This is a genomic window from Massilia sp. CCM 8734 (assembly GCF_011682155.1).
In the GTDB taxonomy this organism is placed as follows: Bacteria; Pseudomonadota; Gammaproteobacteria; order Burkholderiales; family Burkholderiaceae_D; genus Telluria_A; species Telluria_A rubra.
Map to the genome: position 1 here is coordinate 52,712 of NZ_WHJI01000035.1, position 21,577 is coordinate 74,288.

A 21,577-nucleotide genomic window follows, 5' to 3' on the forward strand; every position below is an offset into this window, starting at 1 on the left:
GGCGGGAATGACGGAGCGAAGTTTAGGGGCAAAATCATTAGTTAGATCCTGCCCGCGCTAAACCGACTACTCGAAGCTCAAGCTACCGCCCTTGACCCGCACCGGAATGGTGTCCTTGGGTCCGAAGCGTCCCGACAAGATTAGCTTCGACAGCGGATTTTCGATCTGCTGCTGGATGGCGCGCTTGAGCGGGCGCGCGCCATACACCGGGTCGTAGCCCGCCTCCGCGATCTTCTGCAAGGCCTCTTCCGACACGTCGAGCGTCATCTCCATCTTCGCCAGGCGCTGTTCCAGGTGCTTGAGCTGGATCTTGGCGATGGTGCCGATGTTCTTCTCGTCGAGCGCATGGAACACCACGATCTCGTCGATCCGGTTGATGAACTCCGGCCGGAAGTGCGAGCGCACCTCGGCCATCACCGCCAGCTTGACCACGCCCGGATCGTCGCTGTCCATCGACTGGATCTTGTGCGAACCCAGGTTCGAGGTCATCACGATCACCGTGTTCTTGAAGTCCACCGTGCGTCCCTGGCCGTCGGTCATGCGGCCGTCGTCGAGTACCTGCAGCAGCACGTTGAAGACATCGCTGTGCGCCTTCTCGACTTCATCGAGCAGGATCACGCTGTACGGTTTGCGCCGCACCGCCTCGGTCAGGTAGCCGCCTTCGTCGTAGCCCACATAGCCCGGCGGTGCGCCAATCAGGCGGGCCACCGAATGCTTCTCCATGAATTCGCTCATGTCGATGCGGATCATCGATTCCTCGGTGTCGAACAAAAAGCCGGCCAGCGCCTTGCACAACTCGGTCTTGCCGACGCCCGTGGGGCCGAGGAACATGAAGGAGCCGTACGGGCGGTTCGGGTCCGACAGGCCCGCGCGCGAACGCCTGATCGCGTCGGACACGGCGACGATCGCCTCGTCCTGCCCCACCACGCGCTCGTGCAGCTTCTCTTCGATGTGCAGCAGCTTGTCGCGCTCGCCCTGCATCATGCGCGAGACCGGAATGCCGGTCGCGCGCGAAACCACTTCGGCGATTTCTTCGGCCCCGACCTGGGTGCGCAGCAGCTTCGGCTTGGCGCCTTCGGCGGCCTTGCTGGTGTCGGCTTCGGCGTGCTTGAGTTGCGCTTCGAGTTCGGGCAGCTTGCCGTACTGGAGTTCCGACACCTTCTGCCAGTTGCTGCTCCTGGTCGCTTCTTCCATCTGCAGGCGCACGCGCTCGATTTCTTCCTTGATGTGCGTGGTGCCCTGCACGATCGCCTTTTCGGACTTGAGGATTTCTTCGAAGTCGTTGTACTCGCGTTCCAGGCGCGCGATCTCGTCGCCGATCAGGTCGAGGCGCTTGCGCGAGGCCTCGTCCTTTTCCTTCTTGACCGCTTCGCGTTCGATCTTGAGCTGGATGATGCGCCGTTCCAGCTTGTCCATCACCTCCGGCTTGGAATCGATCTCGATCTTGATTTTCGACGCCGCTTCGTCGATCAGGTCGATCGCCTTGTCGGGCAGGAAGCGGTCGGTGATGTAGCGGTGCGACAGTTCGGCCGCCGCGATGATGGCGGCGTCGGTGATGTCCACCTTGTGATGCAGCTCGTATTTGTCCTGCAGGCCGCGCAGGATGGCGATGGTCGCCTCCACGCTCGGCTCGTCCACCAGGATCTTCTGGAAGCGGCGCTCGAGCGCGGCGTCCTTCTCGATGTACTTGCGGTACTCGTCGAGCGTGGTGGCGCCGACGCAATGGAGTTCGCCGCGCGCCAGGGCGGGCTTGAGCATATTGCCCGCATCCATGGCGCCTTCGGCCTTGCCGGCGCCGACCATGGTGTGCATCTCGTCGATGAAGACGATGGTCTGGCCTTCATCCTGCGCCAGTTCCTTGAGCACCGACTTGAGGCGCTCCTCGAACTCGCCACGGAACTTGGCGCCGGCCAGCAGGGCCGCCATGTCGAGCGAGAGCACGCGCTTGCCCTTGAGCGAATCGGGTACCTCGCCGTTGATGATGCGCTGCGCCAGGCCTTCGACGATGGCGGTCTTGCCCACGCCAGGCTCGCCGATCAGCACCGGGTTGTTCTTGGTGCGCCGTTGCAGCACCTGGATCGCGCGCCGGATTTCGTCATCGCGCCCGATCACCGGATCGAGTTTGCCCAGGCGGGCGCGCTCGGTCAGGTCGAGCGTGTATTTTTTGAGCGATTCGCGTTGGCCTTCGGCGTCGGCCGATTTCACGCCTTCGCCGCCGCGCACGGCCTGGACCGCCGTCTCGAGCGCTTTGCGGGTCAGCCCGTTTTCGCGCGCCAGGGTGCCGGCGTCGGACTTGTCTTCGGTCAGCGCCAGCAACACCATTTCGCTCGAGAGGAACTGGTCGCCGCGTTTTTGCGCTTCCTTGTCGGCCAGATTGAGGACGCCGACGAACTCGCGCCCGGCCTGCACCTGGCCGCCATTGCCGGACACCTTCGGCAGGCGCTCCAGGGAACTGCGCAGGGCCGTGGTCAGGCTGCCCACGTTCACGCCGGCGCGCTGCAGCAGCGAGCGCGCCGCGCCATCATCCTGGTTCAACAGGGCCGACAGCAGGTGGACCGGTTCGATATACTGATTGTCATTGCCCACCGCGAGGCTTTGCGCATCGGACAGCGCTTCCTGCAGTTTGGTGGTCATTTTGTCTTGGCGCATGGTCGAGCTCCACGTAAAAGTGCGATTAACTTGATTGAAAGATTGGGCCACGGCCGTTTTTTTCAAGACGCCCCTTCCCGGCCACGGTGTTTCCCATGATATTCTTGCATCATTGAAACCTTTATTGGACTGCCGCCTTGTCTGCTTCGTCTATTTCCCGCTTCAGCGCCGTGGGCGCCCTCCTCCTGGCCAGCGCCGCCTGCGCGGGGGCGCCACCAGCGGCGCCCGCGCGCACCGACGCGCTGACCCAGGCCGACGCCATGGCGCGCTCCCAGCGCATCGCCAACGTGGCCTATGTGCTCGACTTTACGCTGAGCGGCAAAGAGACCTTCGACGGCGCCAGTACCTTGCAGTTCGACCTGGCGGACACGCGCGCGCCGATCCGGGTGGACCTGGACAAGGCCACCATCGCCAGCCTCACCGTCAACGGCGTGGCGCTCGCGCCGCAGTACAACCAGGCCTACCTCACGATCGCCGCGCGCGACCTGAAGGTGGGACGCAACAGCATCACCGTGACCTACCAACGCGCGCACAGCACCAATGGCGAAGGCCTGCACCGCATGCTCGATCCGGTCGACGGCAAGGTCTACACCTACTCGCACTTCGAGCCGGCGGCGGCGAGCCAGATGTTCGCCCTGTTCGACCAGCCCGACCTGAAGGCGACCTACCAGCTGACGGTAACCGCGCCGGCCGACTGGCAGGTGGTCTCGACCAAACGCGAAAGCGCCATCGAAGAGCGCGGCGCCACGCGGCGCTGGACCTTCCCGGCCACCAGGCAACTGTCGGCCTACAATTTTTCGATGCACGCCGGCCCGTACAAGGTCTGGGAAGACAACAGCGGCCCGTATCCGATGCGCCTGTTCGCGCGCCAGTCGGTGGCCGCCCAGGTGTCGCCCGCCGACTGGTTCAAGTACACCAGACAGGGCCTGGCCTACTTCGACAATTACTTCGGCATCCCCTACCAGTTCGAAAAATACGACCAGCTGATGGTGCCGGACTTCCTGTACGGCGCCATGGAAAACGCGGCGGCGGTCACCTTCGCCGAAAACGGTTTCCTGTACAAGGCGGCCATGACCGACGCCCAGCGCGAAAGCCTGGCCGAAGTCATCTTGCACGAAATGGCGCACCAGTGGTTCGGCGACCTGGTGACCATGAAATGGTGGAACGGCCTGTGGCTCAACGAAAGCTTCGCCTCCTTCATGGCCACCATGGCGACGGCCGAATCGACCGAATTCAGCGGCGCCTGGCAAACCTTCTACGCCGAAGGCAAGCAGCAAGCCTACGTGCAGGACCAGAGCCCGGCCACGCACCCGATCGAGGTGCCGGTGGCGTCGAGCGCCAACGCGTTCGATAACATCGATGCGATCACCTATTCGAAAGGCGCGTCCACCCTCAAGCAGCTGCGCCACCTGCTGGGCGAAGAGGTGTTCCGCAAGGGCGTGCACAACTACCTCGTCAAGTACCAGTACAAGAACGCGCAGTTGGGCGACTTCATCGGCAGCCTGGGCGACGCCGCCGGGCGCGATCTCACGCCGTGGACCCGGCAATGGCTGTACAAGGCCGGCGTGAACACGCTGGCGGCCGACTATCGCTGCCAGGCCGGCAAAGTGGCCAGCTTCACCCTGCGCCAAAGCGCCCCGCCCGCGCTGCCGACGCTGCGCGAGCAACGCGTGCAGGTCGCCACTTTCGTGCTCGATGGCGGCAAACTCGCTCGCGGCAAGACCGTGGCCGTCACGTACAAGGGTGCCGCCACCGGCGTGCCTGAACTGGTGGGCAGCGCCTGCCCCGACCTGGTGTATCCGAACTACCAGGACTGGGGCTACGTCAAGGTCAAGCTGGACCAGCGCTCGTTCGCCTCCGCCAGCGCGCACCTGGGCGCCATCGACGAGCCGCTGCTGCGCGCGATGATGTGGCAAAGCCTGTGGGATGGCGTGCGCGATGGCGAACTGCCGCTGGACAGATTCATCCAGACCGCGCTGGCCAACGCCCCGCTCGAAACAGACTACAAGCTGCTGGGCGACGTGCTGACCAAGGTGGCGAAAGCCAAGCACTACATCGATGTGATGCACGCGCCGCCGCGCTACGCGCAAAAGACCACCGCCGCACTCGAAGCGATGATGTGGCGCGGAGTCGAAGCGAGCAAGGGCAACGCCAACTTCACGCACCAATGGATGGACGCCTACCTGGACGCGGCCACCACCGTGCAAGCGCAAGAGCGGCTGCTGTCGATCCTCCATGGCGGGACGGTGCTCGGTGGCGTGCCGCTGGACCAGGACCTGCGCTGGAAGATCATCGAAGCGCTCAGCCGCGCCGGTTACGCCGGCAGCGTGGCGCTCATCGCGGCCGAACAGGCGCGCGACAATTCCGACGCCGGCCAGGCGGCCGCGCTGCGCGCCACCGTGATCCGGCCCGACCCCGCCGTCAAGCAGCAGTGGCTGGCCACGATCATGGACTTGAAAACCCCGCTGCCGTTCGCGCGCGTGCGCACGGCGATGGAAAGCCTGTATCCGACCGGGCAGCGCGTGCTGAGCGAAATGAGCGCGGCCGAGCGCCTGCGCCAGCTGCCGGCGCTGGACAAGGCCGCCGGCCCGGTCTACATGCGCGCCTGGGCCGCGAACCTGATTCCGAAGAACTGCACGCCGGCCAGCGTGGCGCGCCTGGCCAGGGCCGGCAAGGAGTTGAAGGGATTATCGGAAGGGACCATGCGCGCGCTGCGCGAACAGCATGAAAACGAGCGGCGCTGCCTGGCGGTGAGGAAGGCGATGAAATTCCCGCAGGAGTAACGGGGTAAGCTACGGCGCAGGGGCCGGGCCGCGATGGCCCGGCCGGGATAACTCAAACCCGGGCTTATTCCTTGCCCGGGTCGACGTAGCCGGTCGCTTCCTGCGACAGCGACACGTCGCGCACATTCTTTTGCACTGCCACCGCCGCGAACAGGCTCAGGACGAAGGACATCGCGAAAAAGCCCTTTTCGCTCTGCGCCAGGGTGGCGTTAAACAGGCCCACCGTCAGCAGCAGCACCGACAACAGCAAGGACACCCAGCACAGCCCAAAGTAAATGCCCGTCACCTTGACGCCTTCGAGGCGGTCGCGCACCGACTTTTGCAGCGACACGGCGGCGAACAGTCCGTACATCAGCAAGGTAAAGTAGTAACCGCGCTCATTGAGCTGCATCGTCGAGTTCCACAGCCCGACCAGGTAGGTACCGGCGCCGACGAACAGGGCTGCCCACGATGCGCCGATAAAGGCCCCGGTAGGACGTTGCGGCAGTTGCTTGGACATTCAATTCTCCTTGGTTTGACATCACGTGGACAAAGCGCGCCAGCTGGCATGGCCGGCGATACAGCAGATAAGCGATCCGGCCAGGTGCAGGGACGCATGCGCCAGCGCCCAGCCATAGTCGCCGCGTTCGAGCAGCACCATCGCCTCGCCTGAAAAAGTGGAAAACGTGGTCAGCCCGCCCAGGAAACCGGTCACCGCGAACAGGCGCCATTCGGGCGGCAGCTGCGGATGCGCGCCAAAAAAGCCCAGCGCCACCCCGATCAGGTAGCCGCCCGCCAGGTTCACGGCCAGGGTGCCGAGTTGCAGCTTCGGGTGCCAGGCGCCCATCCACAATGCCAGTCCCCAGCGCAGCCACGCACCGAGCGCGGCTCCTACGCCGACGGCGACAAAGTTCACCCGGCGGCCCATTTGGCCAGCGCCGCGTCGTCGCTCACGCGCGCGTCGACCCAGCGCGCGCCGTCCGGGGTTTGTTCCTTCTTCCAGAACGGGGCGTCGGTCTTGAGGTAATCGATGATGAATTCGCAGGCGGCAAACGCTTCGCCGCGGTGCGCGGCGCTGCACGCCACCAGCACGATCTGGTCGAGCGGCGCGAGCGGCCCGACCCGGTGCACCACCAGCGCGCCGTACAAGGGCCAGCGCTGGCCGGCCTGCGCCACGATCTTTTCCAGCGCCTGTTCGGTCATGCCCGGATAGTGTTCGAGCTCCATCGCGGCCACGCTGGCGCCGTCGTTCATGTCGCGCACCGTGCCGACAAAGCTGACCACCGCGCCGATGCGCGCATCCTGCGCGCGCAGGGCCGCCATTTCGGTGCTCAGGTCGAAGTCGGCGGCCTGGACCCGCACCGCCATCATTTGCCGGCCTTCGATTTGTCGTCCCTGGCAATGCGCGTGAACAGGTGGTCGATGCGCGAGGCGGTGCGGTCGTCGACCAGCGCCGGCATGGCGCACAGCTGCAGGAAATGGGCCGCCTGGTTGCCCGGCTTTTGCCCGGACTTGAGCGACGATTGCAAGGTCTCGACCTGGAGTTTGAGGCGCTCGCGCGCAAATTCGCTGCCGCTGTCGATGCCGGCGACGATTTCGAGGCGCAGGATTTCGTGCAGCAGCGGCGCGCTGTTCTTCTCGAGCAGCGCGGCAAAGGCGGCACGGCCGTCGCCGCTCGCCGCCAGCGCCGCATCGAATCGCGCCTTGAGCGTGCGTTCGTAGGTGGCGTCCAGCGCCGGCAAGGCGCTCCAGCGCGCGGCCCAGTCGCAGCTGTCGGCCTGCTCGCCGCCGGCGGCAACCTGGGCTTCGAGTTCCTGGCACAGGCGCAGCTTGTCGCGCAGCGCGCTGGCCTGGGCGCGGCTGGCCTCGCGCTTGGCGGCGTCGACATGGTGCTGCAACGCGGCGATGGCGGCGTGATAACGCTTGTCGACCTTCGCTTCGTTGGCGCGCGGGACGGCGCCGATGGCGTTCCATTCGGCCGCCGCTTCGCGCAGCAGCCTGGCGGCGTGGGCGACGGCGTCCGGCTCACCGGCGGCGTGTTCGAGGCGCGCGCTGATGGCGTCCTTGGCTTCCTGGTGGCTGCGCCGTTCGGCGTCGGCGGCGTTGGCGCTTTCTTTACGGCGCGCGAAGACGGCGTCGCAGGCGGCGCGGAATTTCTGCCACAGGGCCTGCTCGGACTTGCGTTCGAGCGGCAGCGCCCGGGCGTGTTCCTGCCAGCGTTCCTGCAAGGCGCGCAGGGTGTCGAGCGCGTGGCGGTCGTGCGCGTCGAGCGCGGCCACCTGGGCGATCATGGCTTCGCGTTCGGCCACTTCGTTCTTGCGCTGCTGTTCCAGCGGCGCCTGCAAGGTGTTGAGCGCATCGGTGAATTCGTGGTCGAGGCGCTTCTTTTCCTTGCGGTCGATCGCGCCCAGGTGGCTCCACGCCAGGCGCATGCGCTGCACGGTGGCGGCCATGTGCTTCCAGTCGACGCTCTCGCCTTCGGCCAGCTTGGCGGTTTCCTGCGCCGCTTCGGCGATCAGCTCTTGCGCCTTGGCCGCGTTGGTGTGGCGCTCGTCGGCCAGGTGCTTGAAGTGGGCGGCGGCCGGCGCATAGGCGGCGCTGCAGGCGGCGTCAAAGCGCTCCCACAGGCTCTTGGGGGCGGCGCCCGACAAGGTGTCGAGCGCCTTCCAGCGTTCGCGCATGCTGCCGACCTTCTTGGCCAGTTCGCTCATCGCCAGTTTTTGCGTAGTCAGCTGCTCGACCGCCTTGATCAGTTCTTCGCGCGAGACGTTGCCGCCCCAGCGCGCCCAGTCCGACAGGCGTTTGAGTTCGGCGCGCGCGTGCGCCAGGCGCTCCGACAGGGCCGGCGTGAGGCGCGTGCCCTTGCTGTCCTTGAGGATCTTGTCCATCTCGGCCGCGCTGCCGAGCGAACCTTGTTGCAGCGCCGCTTCCATGGCGTCGAGCGTATCGATGAAGTGCTGGTCGGGCGCCTGGGCGGGGGCGCTTTTGCGCGGCTCCCTGGCCGGCTTGCCCGGCGCGGCGACCGGCGCCGGCAGCGAGGCAAGCAGCACTTCGAAGCGCTGCTGCAGGTCGGCCGCTTCGGCCGGCGCGGCCGGCGGCAACTGCTGCCAGGCTTTTTTGAGTTGTTCCTGGTTGAACGCGCCGGGCGGCGTGGCCCGCCATTCGGCGAGCGCGGTTTCGCGCGCGATCACGGCCGACTGGCCCTGCTCCAGCGCGCCGAGCGACGCAGTCAGGCGCGCGTGCTCGGAAGCGAATTCGTTGGTCAGGCTGCGCGGCAGCGACGCGTGTTCCGGCGCGGCCAGGGCGGCGGCCTGCGCCTGCGCCATGGCGTCGAGCCGTTCGGCCAGGTCGGCGGCGCGCAGGTCGCTGGCGCCGAGGGCGCGCAAAGCGGTGAGGCTGTCGATCATGGCGCGCTGCAAGGTCACCTGCGCTTCGAGGCGCTGGGCCAGCCGCGTGCGGATGGCGTTGAACTGCTCGGCCAGTTCCGGGGCGGCGATCACCGACCAGCGGCGGTCCAGGTCGGCAACCTGGTTGGGCGAGAGCTTGTCGTCCTTGAGCAGGGCCTCGGCCTGGTCGATGCAGGCCTGGCCACGCCCAAGCTCGGCCTGGTGGTGGCGCAGCGCGTCCAGGCGCGATTGCATGAGCTTGGCGACGCGGCGGTCGGTGTTGCGCATGGCGGCGTGGACTTTTTCGAGCTGGGCCGCTGTATGGACGTGCTCGGCGGCAGCCAGGCGCAGCTCGGAAAAATCGGATTGCAGGATGAATTCGACGGCGGCCGCTTCATCGCCGGCCAGCGCGGCTACCTTTTCGGCCTGCTGGGCACGCAGCACGCTGGTCTGCGAGGGCTGCGGCGCCGGATTCGGGCTCGCCTGCGCGGACTTCCCGGCAGGGGTGTCGGACTTGTCGGCCGGTCGCTTGAAAAGGAATTCGAACATGACGTGAGATCAACCATTCAAAACCACCATGATAGCAAGAATGGCGCGAAAAGCACGCGCTCGGCTAGAGTATTCCTGCCCGATACCGCGGGTGGCATCGGCCACCGGCTTGGCAAGCGCCGGCCCGGAGCGCTCCGGCGCAGGTGACGCGGCCCGCCGTCAGTGGGCCAGATGGGTGGCGAAGCGACGCCGTCCGGCGTCTTCGGTGCGGGCGACTCCACGCTCCTGCCCGTAGCCGGCCGTGCCGATGGCCGGGCGCGACGGCTTGCGGTCTTGCTCGTACGCATCATGTACCAGCATTTCGTTGGCGATTGAAAACCATGCCTCGCCGGAAATCACCGCCCGCGCCACCGGAAACAGTTCCTTCTCCTCGCGTTCGAGGCGTTTGAGCGTGGCGCTGCAAAAGGCGTCGAGCGCGGCGCAGAACTGGGCCACGCCGGCATACGTGTCGAGCGCCGTGACACCGAGGCGCACCACCAGCACGCCCACGGCGTCGGCGGCGGCCCGGCCCAGTTCTTCCAGGTCGAGCAGCAGCCGCTCGGCGGCGGGGCTGGTCTTGCGGATGGCCGGCACCAAAAACATGTCGATTTTGCGCCAGTGGCAACTTTCGTACAGGCGTTTGACCATCTCGCATGCGGCGCCAACCTGCCCGGCGGCCAGCGCATTCTGGTGCGCGAAGGCCGAGTGTAGCAATTTTTGCAAAGTCTGAACTTGCTTGCGGATATTCGCTTGCTCGACAGACAGTGCAACCAGGGTATATGTCGCCGTTAACATTCGTTCTCCTCAGAAGATGCCCGCATACGCAAGACCCGGACGCTGCAAGCGCCCGGGAGCCTGGCTGGAGTCGTGTGTTCAGGCAGGCTTGGAGTTGTTCTTTATGAACTTTTGCATCAGCCCGGAGAAACCAGTGTAAAGAACTCCGACACCATCCGTTTGATCTAGCGCAAGGGGCGTGCCATCAGCGCGTTTCTTGTCGGCACATCGCAACGTAGCGTAGAGCATTTAGTAACGAAACGCCACGCTATGTTCTTGCACCCAAGATTTTTTCGCGTGCGCCAACCACATCACCGGTATTTGCGCGCAGAATGTAAGTTAGCCTGCGGCCGCATGTCATGCACTTGCAGCCGCGCCAAGTCTTTTGATGCTGCTCAACCATCAGGGGGACGCCTATTCCTTCCGCCAGCGCAATTCGCCGATCAGCCAGGCGCCTGTTCCGGGTCCTGCTGCTCCCCTGCTTCGCGCTGGCGCTGGTGGCGTCCATGTGGATCACCCTGTTTCACCAGATGGGGGTCGAGCGCGCCGCCGCCCATCACGACGCGGTCCTGGCCAGCCAGGCGCTGGCGCGCGTGCTGTCGGAGCACGTCAGCCACATCCTGCGCCAGAGCGACCACGCAACCCAGCTGTTCAAGCTCAAGTTCGAGGAAACCGACGGCGCCCTGCGCCTGGCCGAATTCAGCCGGCGCAACGGCCTGCTCGACAGCGTGCTGCCGGCCAAGCTCAATCTGCCGATGGCCCTGGTCGGGCGCGACGGCGCGATACGCGACAGCGCCAACGGCTTCCAGGCCGGCGCCGCCTCCGGCGCGGCGTGGTTCGAGGCGCTCGCGCGCGGCGCCGGCGACGCGCCCCAGTTCTCGACCCCGGTGGTGGAGCCGCGCAGCGGCAAATGGATGATCCAGATCGCGCGCCGCCTGAACGATGGCGCCGGCCGCTTCGCCGGCGCCATCGTGATCATGATCGACCCGCTGTATTTCGTCGACGACTACGACCGCGTCAACGTCGACGACGAAGCGGCCCTGTTCCTGTGGGCCCACGATGCCCAACTGAGCATCGGGCGCGTCGGCGAGCACCTGTTCGTGGGCGAACGCCTCGGCTTTCGGGCGCACAGCAAGGGGTCGGACGAACTGGTGCCGAACGCGCCGCCGGACCGCATCGCCCGCATCTACAGCTACAGCGACATGGACCGCTACGCGCTGGTGGCGGTGGTCGGCATCACCGAGCGCGCCGCGATGGAAAAATTCGAACGGCACCGCATCCGCTACCTGGCGATCGCGCTGGCCGCAACCCTGGCGATCGCCCTGGTCACAGCGCTGCTGATGCGCCAGAGCGCGCGCCTGCGCGCCAGCATGCGCGCCGCGCGCGACGCCCAGGCTACCTCGCGCGCGGCGGCCGAGGGCAGTCTCGATGGCGTCATGTTCCTCAAGGCGCGGCGCGACGCCGACGGCCAGGTGGTGGACTTCACCATCACCGACATCAACGACAAGGGCGCGGCCCTGCTCGGGCACACCCGGGCGGCCGTCACCGGGCAAGGCATCCTGCCGCTGCTGCCGCACAACGTCGACCCGCCGTTCCTGACGCGCTACGCCCAGGTGCTGCTCGAATCGCGCCCGCTGGAAGAAGAAGTCGAACTGCGCACGCCGGGCGAACGCCCGGTCTGGATCCGCCATCAGATCGTGCCGCTGCCGGCCGGCGTGGCGGTGAGCTGGCGCGACATCAGCGCGCGCAAGCTGGCCGAACTCGAAATCAGCGGCAACCGCGGCTTTTTGCAGTCGCTGATCGAACACCTGCCGCTGCTCATTTACGTCAAGAGCGTGCGCCCGGCCAGCTTCGGCACCATGGTGGTGTGGAACAAGGCGGCCGAAGCGGCCACCGGCTACGCCGCCGACGACGTGATCGGCCAGACCGACTGCGCCGCCTTCGCGCCTGACTTCGCCCTGTGCAGTCCCGAAGAAGACCGCGCCATGCTGGCCAGTCCGGCGGCGGTCGACCTGCCCGAAAAACCGCTGCGTCGTCCCGACGGCGAACTGCGCTACCTGCACACGGTGTCGGTGCCGCTGTTCGACAACGACGGCGTCATCGAATACATTTTATGCATCGCCGAAGACGTCACGCGGCGCCATGAACAGGACCAGAACCTGCGCAACAGCGAAGCGCAGCTGACCGCGATCACCAACGCCTCGCCGCTCGGCCTGATCCGCGCCGACCTGCGCGGCCAATGCACCTACGTCAACCGCATGTTCGAAACGATCACCGGCGTGACGCGCGAGCGGGCGCTGGGCGGCGGCTGGAAAGACGCGCTGCTGCCCGAGGAGCGCGACAGCCTCGACACCATCTTCCGGCACCAGAGCAGGAACGCCGAGCCGTTCAAGAAAGTGGTGCGCTGCCTGCATCCCGACGGCAGCCTGGTATGGGCCTCGCTCAAGGTGGCGGCGGTGCGCATCGGCGGGCGCATCGAAGGCTTCGTGGGCACCGTCGACGACATCACCACCCTGCGCGAAGCCGAGATGGCGCTGCGCGAAAGCGAGGCGCGCCTGCGCACCATCGCCGACACCTTGCCGGCCATGGTGGCCTACATCGACGCCAACCAGGTCTACCGCTTCCACAACCTGGCCTACGACCGCGAGTTCGGGCGCGGCGGCACCCAGGTGCCGGGCATGACGGTGCGCCAGACCGTCGGCGAAAAGCGCTTCGCCACGCTCGAACCGTACATCCTGCGCGCGCTCGGCGGCGAGACCCTGGTGTTCGAAGAACACGACGAGCGCGAAGGCAGCGAGCGTGCGCTGGAAGTGACCTACATTCCCCAACTGGGCGAGGACGGCGTGACGGTGGTCGGCTTTCACGTCATGCGCCAGGACATCACCTCGCAAAAGCGCGAGAAGAAGCGCCTGCTCAAGCTGGCCCAGGTCGACGCGCTGACCGGGCTGGCCAACCGCGCCGGCTTTTTGCATAAACTCAGCCTGGCCATGCGCGAGAGCGCCGACGACGGCCATCTGATGGCGCTGATGTACATGGACATCGACCATTTCAAGCCGGTCAACGACACCCATGGCCACCATGTGGGCGACGCCCTGCTCAAGGCGTTTTCGGCGCGCCTGGCGCAGACCCTGCGCGCCAGCGACACGGTGGCGCGCCTGGGCGGCGACGAATTCACCATCATCATGGAAAAGCTGGCGCGCCCGGAAGACGCGCAGGCGATCGCGGCCAAGATCGTTGGCGCGATGCAGGCGCCGTTCGAGCTGGGCATGGTCACGGTGTCGGTCTCGGCCAGCATCGGGCTGGCCTACTTCAGCGGCGGCACGCCGGACCCGGACGCGCTGCTGCAGCTGGCCGACATGCAGCTGTACCAGGCCAAGCAGGCCGGGCGCAATACCTGGCGCGCGGCGGCCTGAGAGCGCGCCGACCGGTGTTGCAATACGCTTGCGGCAGCCACGCATCCTGGCCTGGAGCCGTGCGCATGGTTCATGCGTTGGCATCATCGCGTTGGCGGCAGGCGTGCATGCGGACGTCCGCCACGCCTGGGCGAGTCAGGATATTGCCTTCCACTTGCCGCTAGTCTATTTCTTCGTCGTGCCGGCGCTACATTGTTGGGCGTCATTGGGCCGTGTCGGCGGGAGGGCTGCTGCCACTGGGGAGCAATTGCGCCGGCAGGCATCCGGCGTAACCGGGCCACGGCCGCAGGCAGCGCCAGGGCGGTGGCGCGGCCTTGGTGATGCTGCGCTGGTACAGCAGCGTGCCATGGAGGTCGTAAAACTCGGCGCTGAAACGCTCGCCGTCGATGCTGGCCCACAGGAAGCCGGGGCTGCGGTCGTAGGCGAAGTGCACCGGATTGGCGTCGCGTCCGACCAGGCGCGTGGTTTTCGAGCCGGCGCCGGAGATGATGAACTGCGTGCCGCAGCGCGCCGTCGGCCATTGCAGGTTGTGGTCGTGGGCGCTGAGGACGATGTCGGCGTTGCCGCAGATGACGTCCTCGAACAGGCGCTTGAGGGGCGCGCCGTTGACAATTTCCGGGCAAACATTGCCGCACCCTTCATAGTTGCCCGCATTGCCGTGCTGGCCGTTGGACAGGTAGGGATGGTGGCCGGCCACGATCTTCCACCTGGCCCCGGAAATCGCCAGCGCGCCGGCCAGCCAGGCGCGCTGCGTATCGGTGTTGACGCCCTGCAGGTAGCCGGTGGTGTCGAGCGCAAACAGGGCCACCTCGTCTTTCTGGACGTGATAGAACGGGTGCGGCATTTTCCAGCGCGCCGAGCGCCAGGTGTAGGCGACCTGGAACTGCGGCTTCCAGTAGTCCAGGGGCGGATCGCCATAGTCGTGGTTGCCCAGCATGGCATAGAACGGCAGGTCGAGGCCGGCGTAGGGCAATTCGAACTTTTGCTGGAACTGGGGATCGTCCGGGCCGGTGATGCCTTTCCCGTAGAAATTATCGCCCAGATAGATCACGAAATCGCAGCCCTTGCGCGCGCACAAGGCCGCCATGGCCTTGCCGTTCGCGTACTGGCGCGATTGCCTTCGCCAGCGTCGCCCAGGGCCAGGAAGCGCACCGCGCCAGCTGCCGGCAGCGCCAGCGCGGCGCACAGAAGCGCGCAGATCCAATGTGTCAGTCGAGCAAACATGGCAGTCCTCCCGGTTGGCCGTCCGGTTTGACTGTAGCAGGGGCGCCAGGACGGCCGCTGAGCGGGCACAAGCTCAAATACATGGCGGGTGCGAAGGCCAACGGACTAAAATACTGGCCGTACCCTGCAACCGCTTGCGTAGCGTTCGTCGGCATGCATGCAGGTGCAAAGCCTGGAGAAGTTGTCGACATCGAGAAAAAATGAGCACACCAGATCGCACTGACGATGATGATTTTTACACCCAAGACTTTGAAAGGGATGGCTTTGTGTCCGTTTGGGTGGGCAAGACGGACGCACGGCACGCACCACGCGTCGACATACTGCAAGAGCTTTGTGGCGTCGGCTATTACCGCCTCGACGATCAGGAAGCGAATAGTTTCGATTTCGACGAGGTGGCGTTGCAATCCCTGCTGAAAGATATTTCTTACTCCAAATCGTTCATGGCGGACGTCTTGCGGGTCGCGGGTGGAAAGGGGTGTCTTCAAGCGCGCTGGGTGGTTCTGCAGTACGAATTTGCTTATGACCCTGCACAGGTGACCCGCCCCATTGCGGACGACCCAATCTTCATTGGCGCGTTTCCGTTTACGACCGACGACGAGTAGCATCGCGCTTCGGCCTCATCTCCCGCCACATCCTGACTGAACGTGAGCGGACCGGCGCTGGGCGGGAACTTCAGCGAAGCGCGCCTGTCCAACTTCTATCGCAGGCAATCACCTGGCATTTTCCCAGATCCTCGCTACGAGGCGCCACAGGCGCACGGGGCACGCCGGCTCAATTGCGCTAGACTGATGCGGCATGCATGGACAACCGGGGGGACAACGCATGAGCTCACTAAATCAAAGCAGTGGTGATACCGCGAGGGGCACAGATAGGTCCTCTCCAGCAAGCGCGTCGCCGGATGAAAGCGGGGATCAGGCGGCCCGCACAGTCCCGCCGCCATCCTACTCGACGCATTTCCATCTGAGCTACGTGACGACCGTGCATACAACGGGGAAAATTGTTGAAGACAGAAAAGTCTATCAAATTCTCTATACCTATCGACCAGAGACGGGGACGAGCAATTCGGTTCCGCAAGCTCGCATGTCGATCACTTGCCAAATCGAGAGCGAAGGTAAACATGAGCAGTTGCGCCTGCGCGTCGACAGCCCCCCTTCGAAGCGGGACTGCTTTCTCCCCCGGAAGTTCATCTTCCGGTGGAGAAGCCAGAGTCATCTGACGATGCCTTGAAGAGCATACGTCAGAGACGTACTGCGGTACTCAAGGAGATGTTTGGAATTTGGAAAGATCGCGATGATATACCCGAGGGTCTTCAATTTCAAAAGGCAATGAGGGACGAATGGGGTTAGTCTTATTTGACACAAACATTCTTGTCGATGCTTTGAAGGGTATTCCGGAAGCCCGTCAAGAGCTGGACTATTATGCCAACCCTGCCATCAGCGCTATCTCATGGATGGAGCTGATTGCTGGCGCACCGCTCCTGGAACAGTTGCGCGCGCATGCATTTTACAAAGGATTTTGTCGGCTCAAACATTCGTGTTCCCTATGAACTTGACACGCAAACCATCGTACGGGTCATTAATGTCGTTCCGCCGCCCCCGCCATGACGGCGCAGAAACACAAATCAGCCGGCTGCACGACGCGGGACTGTCGGCGGCCGGAACATTTGTCGCGTGGGGTGACGGCCGCGCCGCGCTGGCTTTTCTGCGCCGCTTTCTCAAGTGAGCGCGCCGCCCCCTGCGCCGGCGCCGGTCGTGCATCGCCATATTGCGCTATATTGAGCGCCTGTTCCTCGCCTCAACACACCTATGCGCCTGCTGCACACTTCCGACTGGCATCTGGGCCAGACTCTCCATAATCACGACCGCACCTATGAGCACCAGTGTTTTCTCGACTGGCTGCTCGACATCATCGTGCTGGAGCGCCCCGACGCGCTGCTGGTCGCCGGAGACGTGTTCGACACCGCCAATCCGTCCGCCGCGTCGCAAAAGCAGTTGTACCGTTTCTTGCAGCAGGCCCGCACCCGCGCACCCTTGCTCGACATCGTCATCATCGCCGGCAACCACGATTCGCCCGGCCGCCTGGAAGCGCCCGCGCCGCTGCTCGAAGCCTACGGCACCACCGTGGTCGGCCACGTGGCGCGCCGGCGCGACGGCGAGATCGACCTCGAACGCCTGATCGTGCCGCTGCACGACGCGGCCGGAGAGGTGGCGGCGTGGTGCATCGCCGTGCCCTTCCTGCGCCCGGGCGATGTGCCGCGCCTGGCGCCGCCCGAGCCGGTGGCGCCGGCGACAGAAGCGCCGCCGCCCGACCCCTACCTGAACGGCATCGCCCTGCTCTACCAGCAGGTGTTCGCGCTGGCCAAAGCGCGTTGCGAAGACGGCCAGGTGGTCGTCGCGATGGGTCACTGTCACATGGTCGACGGCCAGGCCTCGCTCGACTCCGAGCGCCGCATCGTCATCGGCGGCACCGAAGCGCTGCCGGCGGCGATGTTCGATCCGGCCATCGCCTATGCCGCGCTGGGCCACCTGCACCTGGCGCAGCGCGTCGGCCAGAAGGAGCAGGTGCGCTACAGCGGCAGTCCGCTGCCGCTGTCGTTCTCCGAAGTGGCCTACCAGCACCAGGTTTTGCGCGTCGACCTGATCGACGGCGCCGTCAAGGTCGAACCGCTGCTGGTGCCGCGCGCGGTCGACCTGCTGCGCGTGCCGGCCCAACCGGCGCCCCTGGAAGAAGCACTGGCCGCGCTCGCGGCGCTCGACCTGGAAGACTTGCCGCTGCCGGCCCAGCCCTTTCTGGAGGTACGGGTGTTGCTGGACGCGCCAGAACCGGGCCTGCGCGGCCGGGTCGAAGCGGCCATCGCCGGCAAACCGGTGCGCCTGGCGAAAATCGAACCGACCCGCAAGCACAATGGCGCGGGCGAGGCGGGCACGGTGCTCTCGCTCGAGCAGTTAGCGCAGATCCAGCCGGATGATATTTTTCGCCGCCTGTACCGCCAGAAGTTCGGCGACGAGGCGCCGCCCGACCAGCTCAGCGCTTTTGCGGAGCTGATGCTGCCCGGCGCGCACGGGGACGACGCATGAAGATCCTCAAAATCAGCGGCAGGAACCTCGCTTCGCTGGCTGGCGAATTTTGCGTCGACTTCGAACAGGAGCCGCTCGCCGCGGCCGGCCTGTTCGCCATCAGCGGCCCCACCGGCGCGGGCAAAAGCACCCTGCTCGACGCCCTCTGCCTGGCCTTGTACAACGCCACGCCACGGCTGCTCAAGATCGTGCGCAACGGCAGCGTGCTGCCCGATGTGGGCCAGGACACCGTCTCGGCCCACGATCCGCGCACCTTGTTGCGGCGTGGCGCGGGCGAGGCATATGCCGAAGTCGACTTCGTCGGGAACGACCAGTTGCGCTACCGCGCGCGCTGGAGCGTGCGGCGCTCGCGCGGCAAGGCCGGCGGCGGCCTGCAGCCCTCGGCCATGAGCCTTCAGCGCTTGCCGGAGCTGATCGCGCTCGGTGGAACAAAAACCGAAGTGCTCGACGAGATTACCAAGTGTATCGGGCTCTCGTTCGAACAGTTCACGCGCGCCGTGCTGCTGGCGCAGAACGAATTTTCCGCCTTCCTGAAGACGGAGGAAAACGACCGGGGCGAGCTGCTCGAGACCTTGACCGGAAGCGCCATCTACACCGCCATTTCAAAGCGCGCATTCGAGCGCTTCCGGAACGAACAAAAAGAACTGGAACGCCTCACCGCGCGCCTGGCCGACCAGGCCCCGCTGCCCGCCGAGGCGCGCGCCGGCATCGACGAACGCAGCGCCGCCGCCGACATCGCCCTGGCGGCGCTGGACCAGCGCAAGGCCCTGCTCGAGCATCAACTGCGCTGGCACCAGGAGCGTGCGCGCCTGCGCCGCAACGAGCTGCTGGCCGAGGAAACGCTGGCCAGCGCCCACGCCGACGCCACCCAAGCCGAGGCGCGCCGGCGCCACCTCGCCACGCTGGACGCGCTGCAACCGGCGCGCGCGCTGCTGGCCGAACAGGCCCGGCTCGACGCCGACCTCGCCGCCATCGAGCAAGCGCTGGCGGCTGGCGGCGGCGAGCTGCAACGCGCCCAGGACACGCTGCAAGGCGCGACCGTCGCTTTCGCTGGCGCCAGCGCCGCCTTGCAGGACAAGGAACAGGCCCTGCGCGCCAGTGCGCCACAGCTGGACCAGGCCAAGGCCTTCGACGCCAGCATCGCGGCGCTCAAACCGTCGCACGCCAAGGCGGCGCAGGTGCGCGAGCACGCCACGCGCGACGCCGCCCTGGCCGGCGCCGCACTGGAAGCGAAAGGCGCCGAACTGGCCGCGCTGCGCAGCGCGCACCAGCAAGGCGCCGACTGGCTGGTGTGCCAAAGCGACTGGGAAGTACTGGCTACCGGGTGGCCGCGCTGGGACACGCTGTTCGCCCAGGCCGCGCAGGCCGCTGAGCAGGACAGCGCCAGCGCCGCCGGCCTGGACGCGGCGCAGCAAGCCATGCTGGCCGCCACCGACAGCGAAGCGCGCGCCGCCGAAGCGCTGGCGCAATCGACCCAGCAACTGCAAGCGTTAGAGACCACGCGCCAGCAAGCCATCAGCGCGCTCGACGCCGTCGACGCCGACCAGCTGCGCGCCGAACGCACGGCGCTCGACCGGCATCGCGACAGCCTGGTCGAGGCCGAGAAAATCTGGACCGGCGTGAACGCGACGCGCGAGCGCCTGCGCCAGGCCGCCGCCAATGCGGCGCGTGCGCGCGGCGCGATCACCGCCGCCGACAACGCGCTGGACGCGCGCGCGGGGGCCGCCGGCGCGCTCGAAGCGGCACTGGCCCAGGCCGAGCGCTCGCTCAAGATCGCCGAGCTGGCGTGCGCCGACAGCGTCGTCGACCTGCGCGCCAACCTCGATGAGGGCCAGCCCTGTCCCGTGTGCGGCAGCGCCGAGCACCCGTACCAGCACCAGGATGCGGGCCTGCGCGCCATGCTGGGCAGCCTGCGCGCGGAAGTGGCCGCGTGCCGCGCCGCGCTGCAAGAGAACCTGTCGGCCCAGGCCACCGAACGCGCGCTCGCTGCGGCCGCCAGCGACCAGCTCGACGCCAGCGTGCGCGAACACGAGCTGCTCGACGCCACCCTGGCGGAGGCTCACGCAGCATGGAACGAGCACGCCCTGGCCGACGTCGCTCCCGAAGAAACCGCACGCGGCGCGTGGTTCGTCGGCGAAGTGGCCGCGCTCAAGGCGCGCTCGCAGCAGCTCGACGAACGCGAACGCGCCGCGCGCACGGCCGCCAGCGCGCGCGACGCCGCGCAGCGCGCCTGCGATACGGCCAACAGCGCCCACGCGCGCCTGCAGGAAGCCGCAAGCGCGGGGCGCACCGCCCTGGCCCAGGCCAGCGTCCAGCACGCAGCGCTGTCGGACAAGCGCACCCGCGCGGCAAGCGCCCTGGCGCAGCTGCTGGACGAACTCGACCCCGCCTTGAGCGGCGACTGGACCAGCGCATGGCGGCGCGATGCAGCGGCGTTTCGCGACGCGCGCGCCGCCGAAGCGCAGCAATGGCGCACGCAATCGGCGCTGCACGCCAGCCGCGCCGCAACGATCCTGACGCTGGAAGCGGCCAATCTGGCGGCGGCCGGCGACCTGGAACGCGCGCGCCAGGCCAGTGCCGGCGCCGACGCCGACTTTGCGCGGATCGACGCCGAGGTCCGGGCCATGCATGCGCAGCGCGCCGCGCTGTGGGGCGGGCAGCCGGTGCGCGAGATCGAGGCGCAGCTGGCCGGCGCCGTCGATGCGGCCCGCGCCGCGCTGGCGCAGCAGCAAAGCGCCGCCCAGCAAGCGGCGCAAGCCGAAACGCGCGCGCGCGACGCGCTGCTGCACCTTGGCGCCCGGCTCACCGCCTCGCAGACCGGCAGGCAGCAGGTGAGCGAGCGGCTGGCGCAATGGCTGGCCACCTACGGCGAACGCCATCGGGCGTTGGAGAGCGTGGCCGATGGCGCGCGCCTGGTCGAACTGCTGGCGGAGGACGCCGGCGTCATCATGCGGGAGCGCGCCGCCTTGCAGGCGCTCGACGAGCGCAGCGCCAACGCGGCGGCGGTGCTGGCCGAACGCCGCGCCCAGCGCGAACTGCACGAACGGCACGAGCGGCACGAGCGGGATGGCGACGATCCGGCCGCCAGCGAGGCCTTGCTGGAGCACACGCTGGCCCGGCTGGTCGACGAGCGCAACGCGGCCGCCGGCGACGCCGCCGCGCTGCGTTTGCAGATCGCCCAGGACGACGTGCGGCGCACGCAGGCGCAGGCGGTCATGGCGCAGATCGAGGAACAGCAGTTGCGCGAGCGGCGCTGGGGCAAGATGAACGAGTTGATCGGCTCGGCCGACGGCAAGAAATTCCGCAACTACGCGCAGCAGTTCACGCTCGATGTGCTGCTCGGGTACGCCAACAGCCACCTGCATCACCTGGCCAAGCGCTATCGCCTCGAACGCGTGATCAACGCCGCCGGGCCGTCGCTCGGGCTGATGGTGCGCGACCAGGACATGGGCGGCGAGGTGCGCTCGGTCAATTCACTCTCGGGCGGCGAATCGTTCCTGGTGTCGCTGGCGCTGGCGCTGGGTCTGGCGTCGCTATCGTCGAACCGGGTGCGGGTCGAGTCGCTGTTCATCGACGAGGGCTTCGGCAGCCTCGACAGCGAAACGCTGCGGGTGGCGATGGATGCGCTGGACGGCTTGCAGTCGATGGGCCGCAAGGTCGGCGTGATCTCGCATGTGCAGGAGATGACGGAGCGCATTGCAACGCGTATCCTGGTGCAGCCGGGCGGCGGCGGCACCAGTACCGTGACGGTGCAATAAACCGCC

Annotated in this window: 13 protein-coding genes; 6 read left to right on the forward strand and 7 right to left on the reverse strand. The window is 66.7% G+C overall.

Annotation, left to right across the window (positions count from 1 at the left end; translation table 11 throughout):
- Nucleotides 1-66: 66 nt before the first annotated feature.
- Nucleotides 67-2,649 carry an ATP-dependent chaperone ClpB gene (gene clpB / locus F2P46_RS26140; protein WP_166895765.1) on the reverse strand — a complete coding sequence of 861 codons (2,583 nt, stop codon included), beginning with the start codon at nt 2,647-2,649 and terminating at the stop codon, nt 67-69.
- A gap of 137 nt (nt 2,650-2,786) precedes the next feature.
- Here clpB and pepN point away from each other — a divergent pair, with 137 nt between their 5' ends.
- On the forward strand, nt 2,787-5,432 hold the full coding sequence (gene pepN / locus F2P46_RS26145) for an aminopeptidase N (protein ID WP_229509467.1): 2,646 nt from the start codon (nt 2,787-2,789) through the stop codon (nt 5,430-5,432).
- Between the two features lie 64 nt (nt 5,433-5,496).
- Here the strand turns inward: pepN and yiaA are convergent, their stop codons facing one another.
- From yiaA to F2P46_RS26170, 5 genes are all read right to left on the reverse strand, one after another.
- On the reverse strand, nt 5,497-5,931 hold the full coding sequence (gene yiaA / locus F2P46_RS26150) for an inner membrane protein YiaA (protein ID WP_166895767.1): 435 nt from the start codon (nt 5,929-5,931) through the stop codon (nt 5,497-5,499).
- A 21-nt stretch (nt 5,932-5,952) separates the two neighbouring features.
- Nucleotides 5,953-6,339: a fluoride efflux transporter CrcB gene (crcB, locus tag F2P46_RS26155; RefSeq protein WP_208296778.1), complete on the reverse strand. Its 387-nt coding sequence runs from the start codon at nt 6,337-6,339 to the stop codon at nt 5,953-5,955.
- On the reverse strand, nt 6,324-6,782 hold the full coding sequence (moaE, locus tag F2P46_RS26160; protein ID WP_166895771.1) for a molybdopterin synthase catalytic subunit MoaE: 459 nt from the start codon (nt 6,780-6,782) through the stop codon (nt 6,324-6,326). Before moaE ends, crcB begins: the two co-directional genes overlap by 16 nt.
- Nucleotides 6,779-9,346, reverse strand: a complete 2,568-nt coding sequence (locus F2P46_RS26165; protein ID WP_166895773.1) for a DUF349 domain-containing protein — start codon at nt 9,344-9,346, stop codon at nt 6,779-6,781. Before F2P46_RS26165 ends, moaE begins: the two co-directional genes overlap by 4 nt.
- A gap of 159 nt (nt 9,347-9,505) precedes the next feature.
- The gene (locus F2P46_RS26170; RefSeq protein WP_208296779.1) at nt 9,506-10,120 is read right to left on the reverse strand and encodes a hypothetical protein; all 615 of its coding nucleotides are present in this window, start codon (nt 10,118-10,120) and stop codon (nt 9,506-9,508) included.
- A gap of 485 nt (nt 10,121-10,605) precedes the next feature.
- On the opposite strand from F2P46_RS26170, the gene F2P46_RS26175 reads away from it, so the two are divergent.
- Nucleotides 10,606-13,512 (forward strand): PAS domain S-box protein, encoded by a 2,907-nt coding sequence (locus F2P46_RS26175; RefSeq protein WP_166895775.1) that lies wholly within the window; start codon nt 10,606-10,608, stop codon nt 13,510-13,512.
- Between the two features lie 202 nt (nt 13,513-13,714).
- Here F2P46_RS26175 and F2P46_RS26180 read toward each other — a convergent pair whose 3' ends face one another.
- Nucleotides 13,715-14,599 carry a metallophosphoesterase gene (locus tag F2P46_RS26180; RefSeq protein WP_166895777.1) on the reverse strand — a complete coding sequence of 295 codons (885 nt, stop codon included), beginning with the start codon at nt 14,597-14,599 and terminating at the stop codon, nt 13,715-13,717.
- Between the two features lie 337 nt (nt 14,600-14,936).
- Here F2P46_RS26180 and F2P46_RS26185 point away from each other — a divergent pair, with 337 nt between their 5' ends.
- The 4 genes from F2P46_RS26185 to F2P46_RS26205 all read left to right on the forward strand — a co-directional run bounded on the left by F2P46_RS26185 (nt 14,937) and on the right by F2P46_RS26205 (nt 21,571).
- Nucleotides 14,937-15,338, forward strand: a complete 402-nt coding sequence (locus F2P46_RS26185) for a hypothetical protein (RefSeq protein WP_166895779.1) — start codon at nt 14,937-14,939, stop codon at nt 15,336-15,338.
- A gap of 976 nt (nt 15,339-16,314) precedes the next feature.
- Nucleotides 16,315-16,458, forward strand: coding sequence for a hypothetical protein (locus F2P46_RS26195; RefSeq protein ID WP_166895782.1), 144 nt, complete (start codon nt 16,315-16,317; stop codon nt 16,456-16,458).
- An 83-nt stretch (nt 16,459-16,541) separates the two neighbouring features.
- Nucleotides 16,542-17,813 (forward strand): exonuclease SbcCD subunit D C-terminal domain-containing protein, encoded by a 1,272-nt coding sequence (locus tag F2P46_RS26200; protein WP_166895784.1) that lies wholly within the window; start codon nt 16,542-16,544, stop codon nt 17,811-17,813.
- Nucleotides 17,810-21,571, forward strand: a complete 3,762-nt coding sequence (locus F2P46_RS26205) for an AAA family ATPase (RefSeq protein WP_166895786.1) — start codon at nt 17,810-17,812, stop codon at nt 21,569-21,571. The genes F2P46_RS26200 and F2P46_RS26205 overlap by 4 nt, the downstream gene beginning before the upstream one ends.
- The last annotated feature ends 6 nt before the right edge of the window (nt 21,572-21,577 follow it).

Excerpts from the sequence above, each read along its gene's own strand:
- F2P46_RS26205 (WP_166895786.1), top strand. The coding sequence starts at position 17,810 with ATGAAGATCCTCAAAATCAGCGGCAGGAACCTCGCTTCGCTGGCTGGC.
- moaE (WP_166895771.1), bottom strand. The coding sequence starts at position 6,782 with ATGATGGCGGTGCGGGTCCAGGCCGCCGACTTCGACCTGAGCACCGAA.
- F2P46_RS26200 (WP_166895784.1), top strand. The coding sequence starts at position 16,542 with ATGCGCCTGCTGCACACTTCCGACTGGCATCTGGGCCAGACTCTCCAT.
- F2P46_RS26175 (WP_166895775.1), top strand. The coding sequence starts at position 10,606 with ATGTGGATCACCCTGTTTCACCAGATGGGGGTCGAGCGCGCCGCCGCC.
- F2P46_RS26185 (WP_166895779.1), top strand. The coding sequence starts at position 14,937 with ATGAGCACACCAGATCGCACTGACGATGATGATTTTTACACCCAAGAC.
- F2P46_RS26170 (WP_208296779.1), bottom strand. The coding sequence starts at position 10,120 with ATGTTAACGGCGACATATACCCTGGTTGCACTGTCTGTCGAGCAAGCG.
- yiaA (WP_166895767.1), bottom strand. The coding sequence starts at position 5,931 with ATGTCCAAGCAACTGCCGCAACGTCCTACCGGGGCCTTTATCGGCGCA.
- clpB (WP_166895765.1), bottom strand. The coding sequence starts at position 2,649 with ATGCGCCAAGACAAAATGACCACCAAACTGCAGGAAGCGCTGTCCGAT.
- crcB (WP_208296778.1), bottom strand. The coding sequence starts at position 6,339 with ATGGGCCGCCGGGTGAACTTTGTCGCCGTCGGCGTAGGAGCCGCGCTC.
- F2P46_RS26180 (WP_166895777.1), bottom strand. The coding sequence starts at position 14,599 with ATGGCGGCCTTGTGCGCGCGCAAGGGCTGCGATTTCGTGATCTATCTG.
- F2P46_RS26195 (WP_166895782.1), top strand. The coding sequence starts at position 16,315 with ATGTCGTTCCGCCGCCCCCGCCATGACGGCGCAGAAACACAAATCAGC.
- F2P46_RS26165 (WP_166895773.1), bottom strand. The coding sequence starts at position 9,346 with ATGTTCGAATTCCTTTTCAAGCGACCGGCCGACAAGTCCGACACCCCT.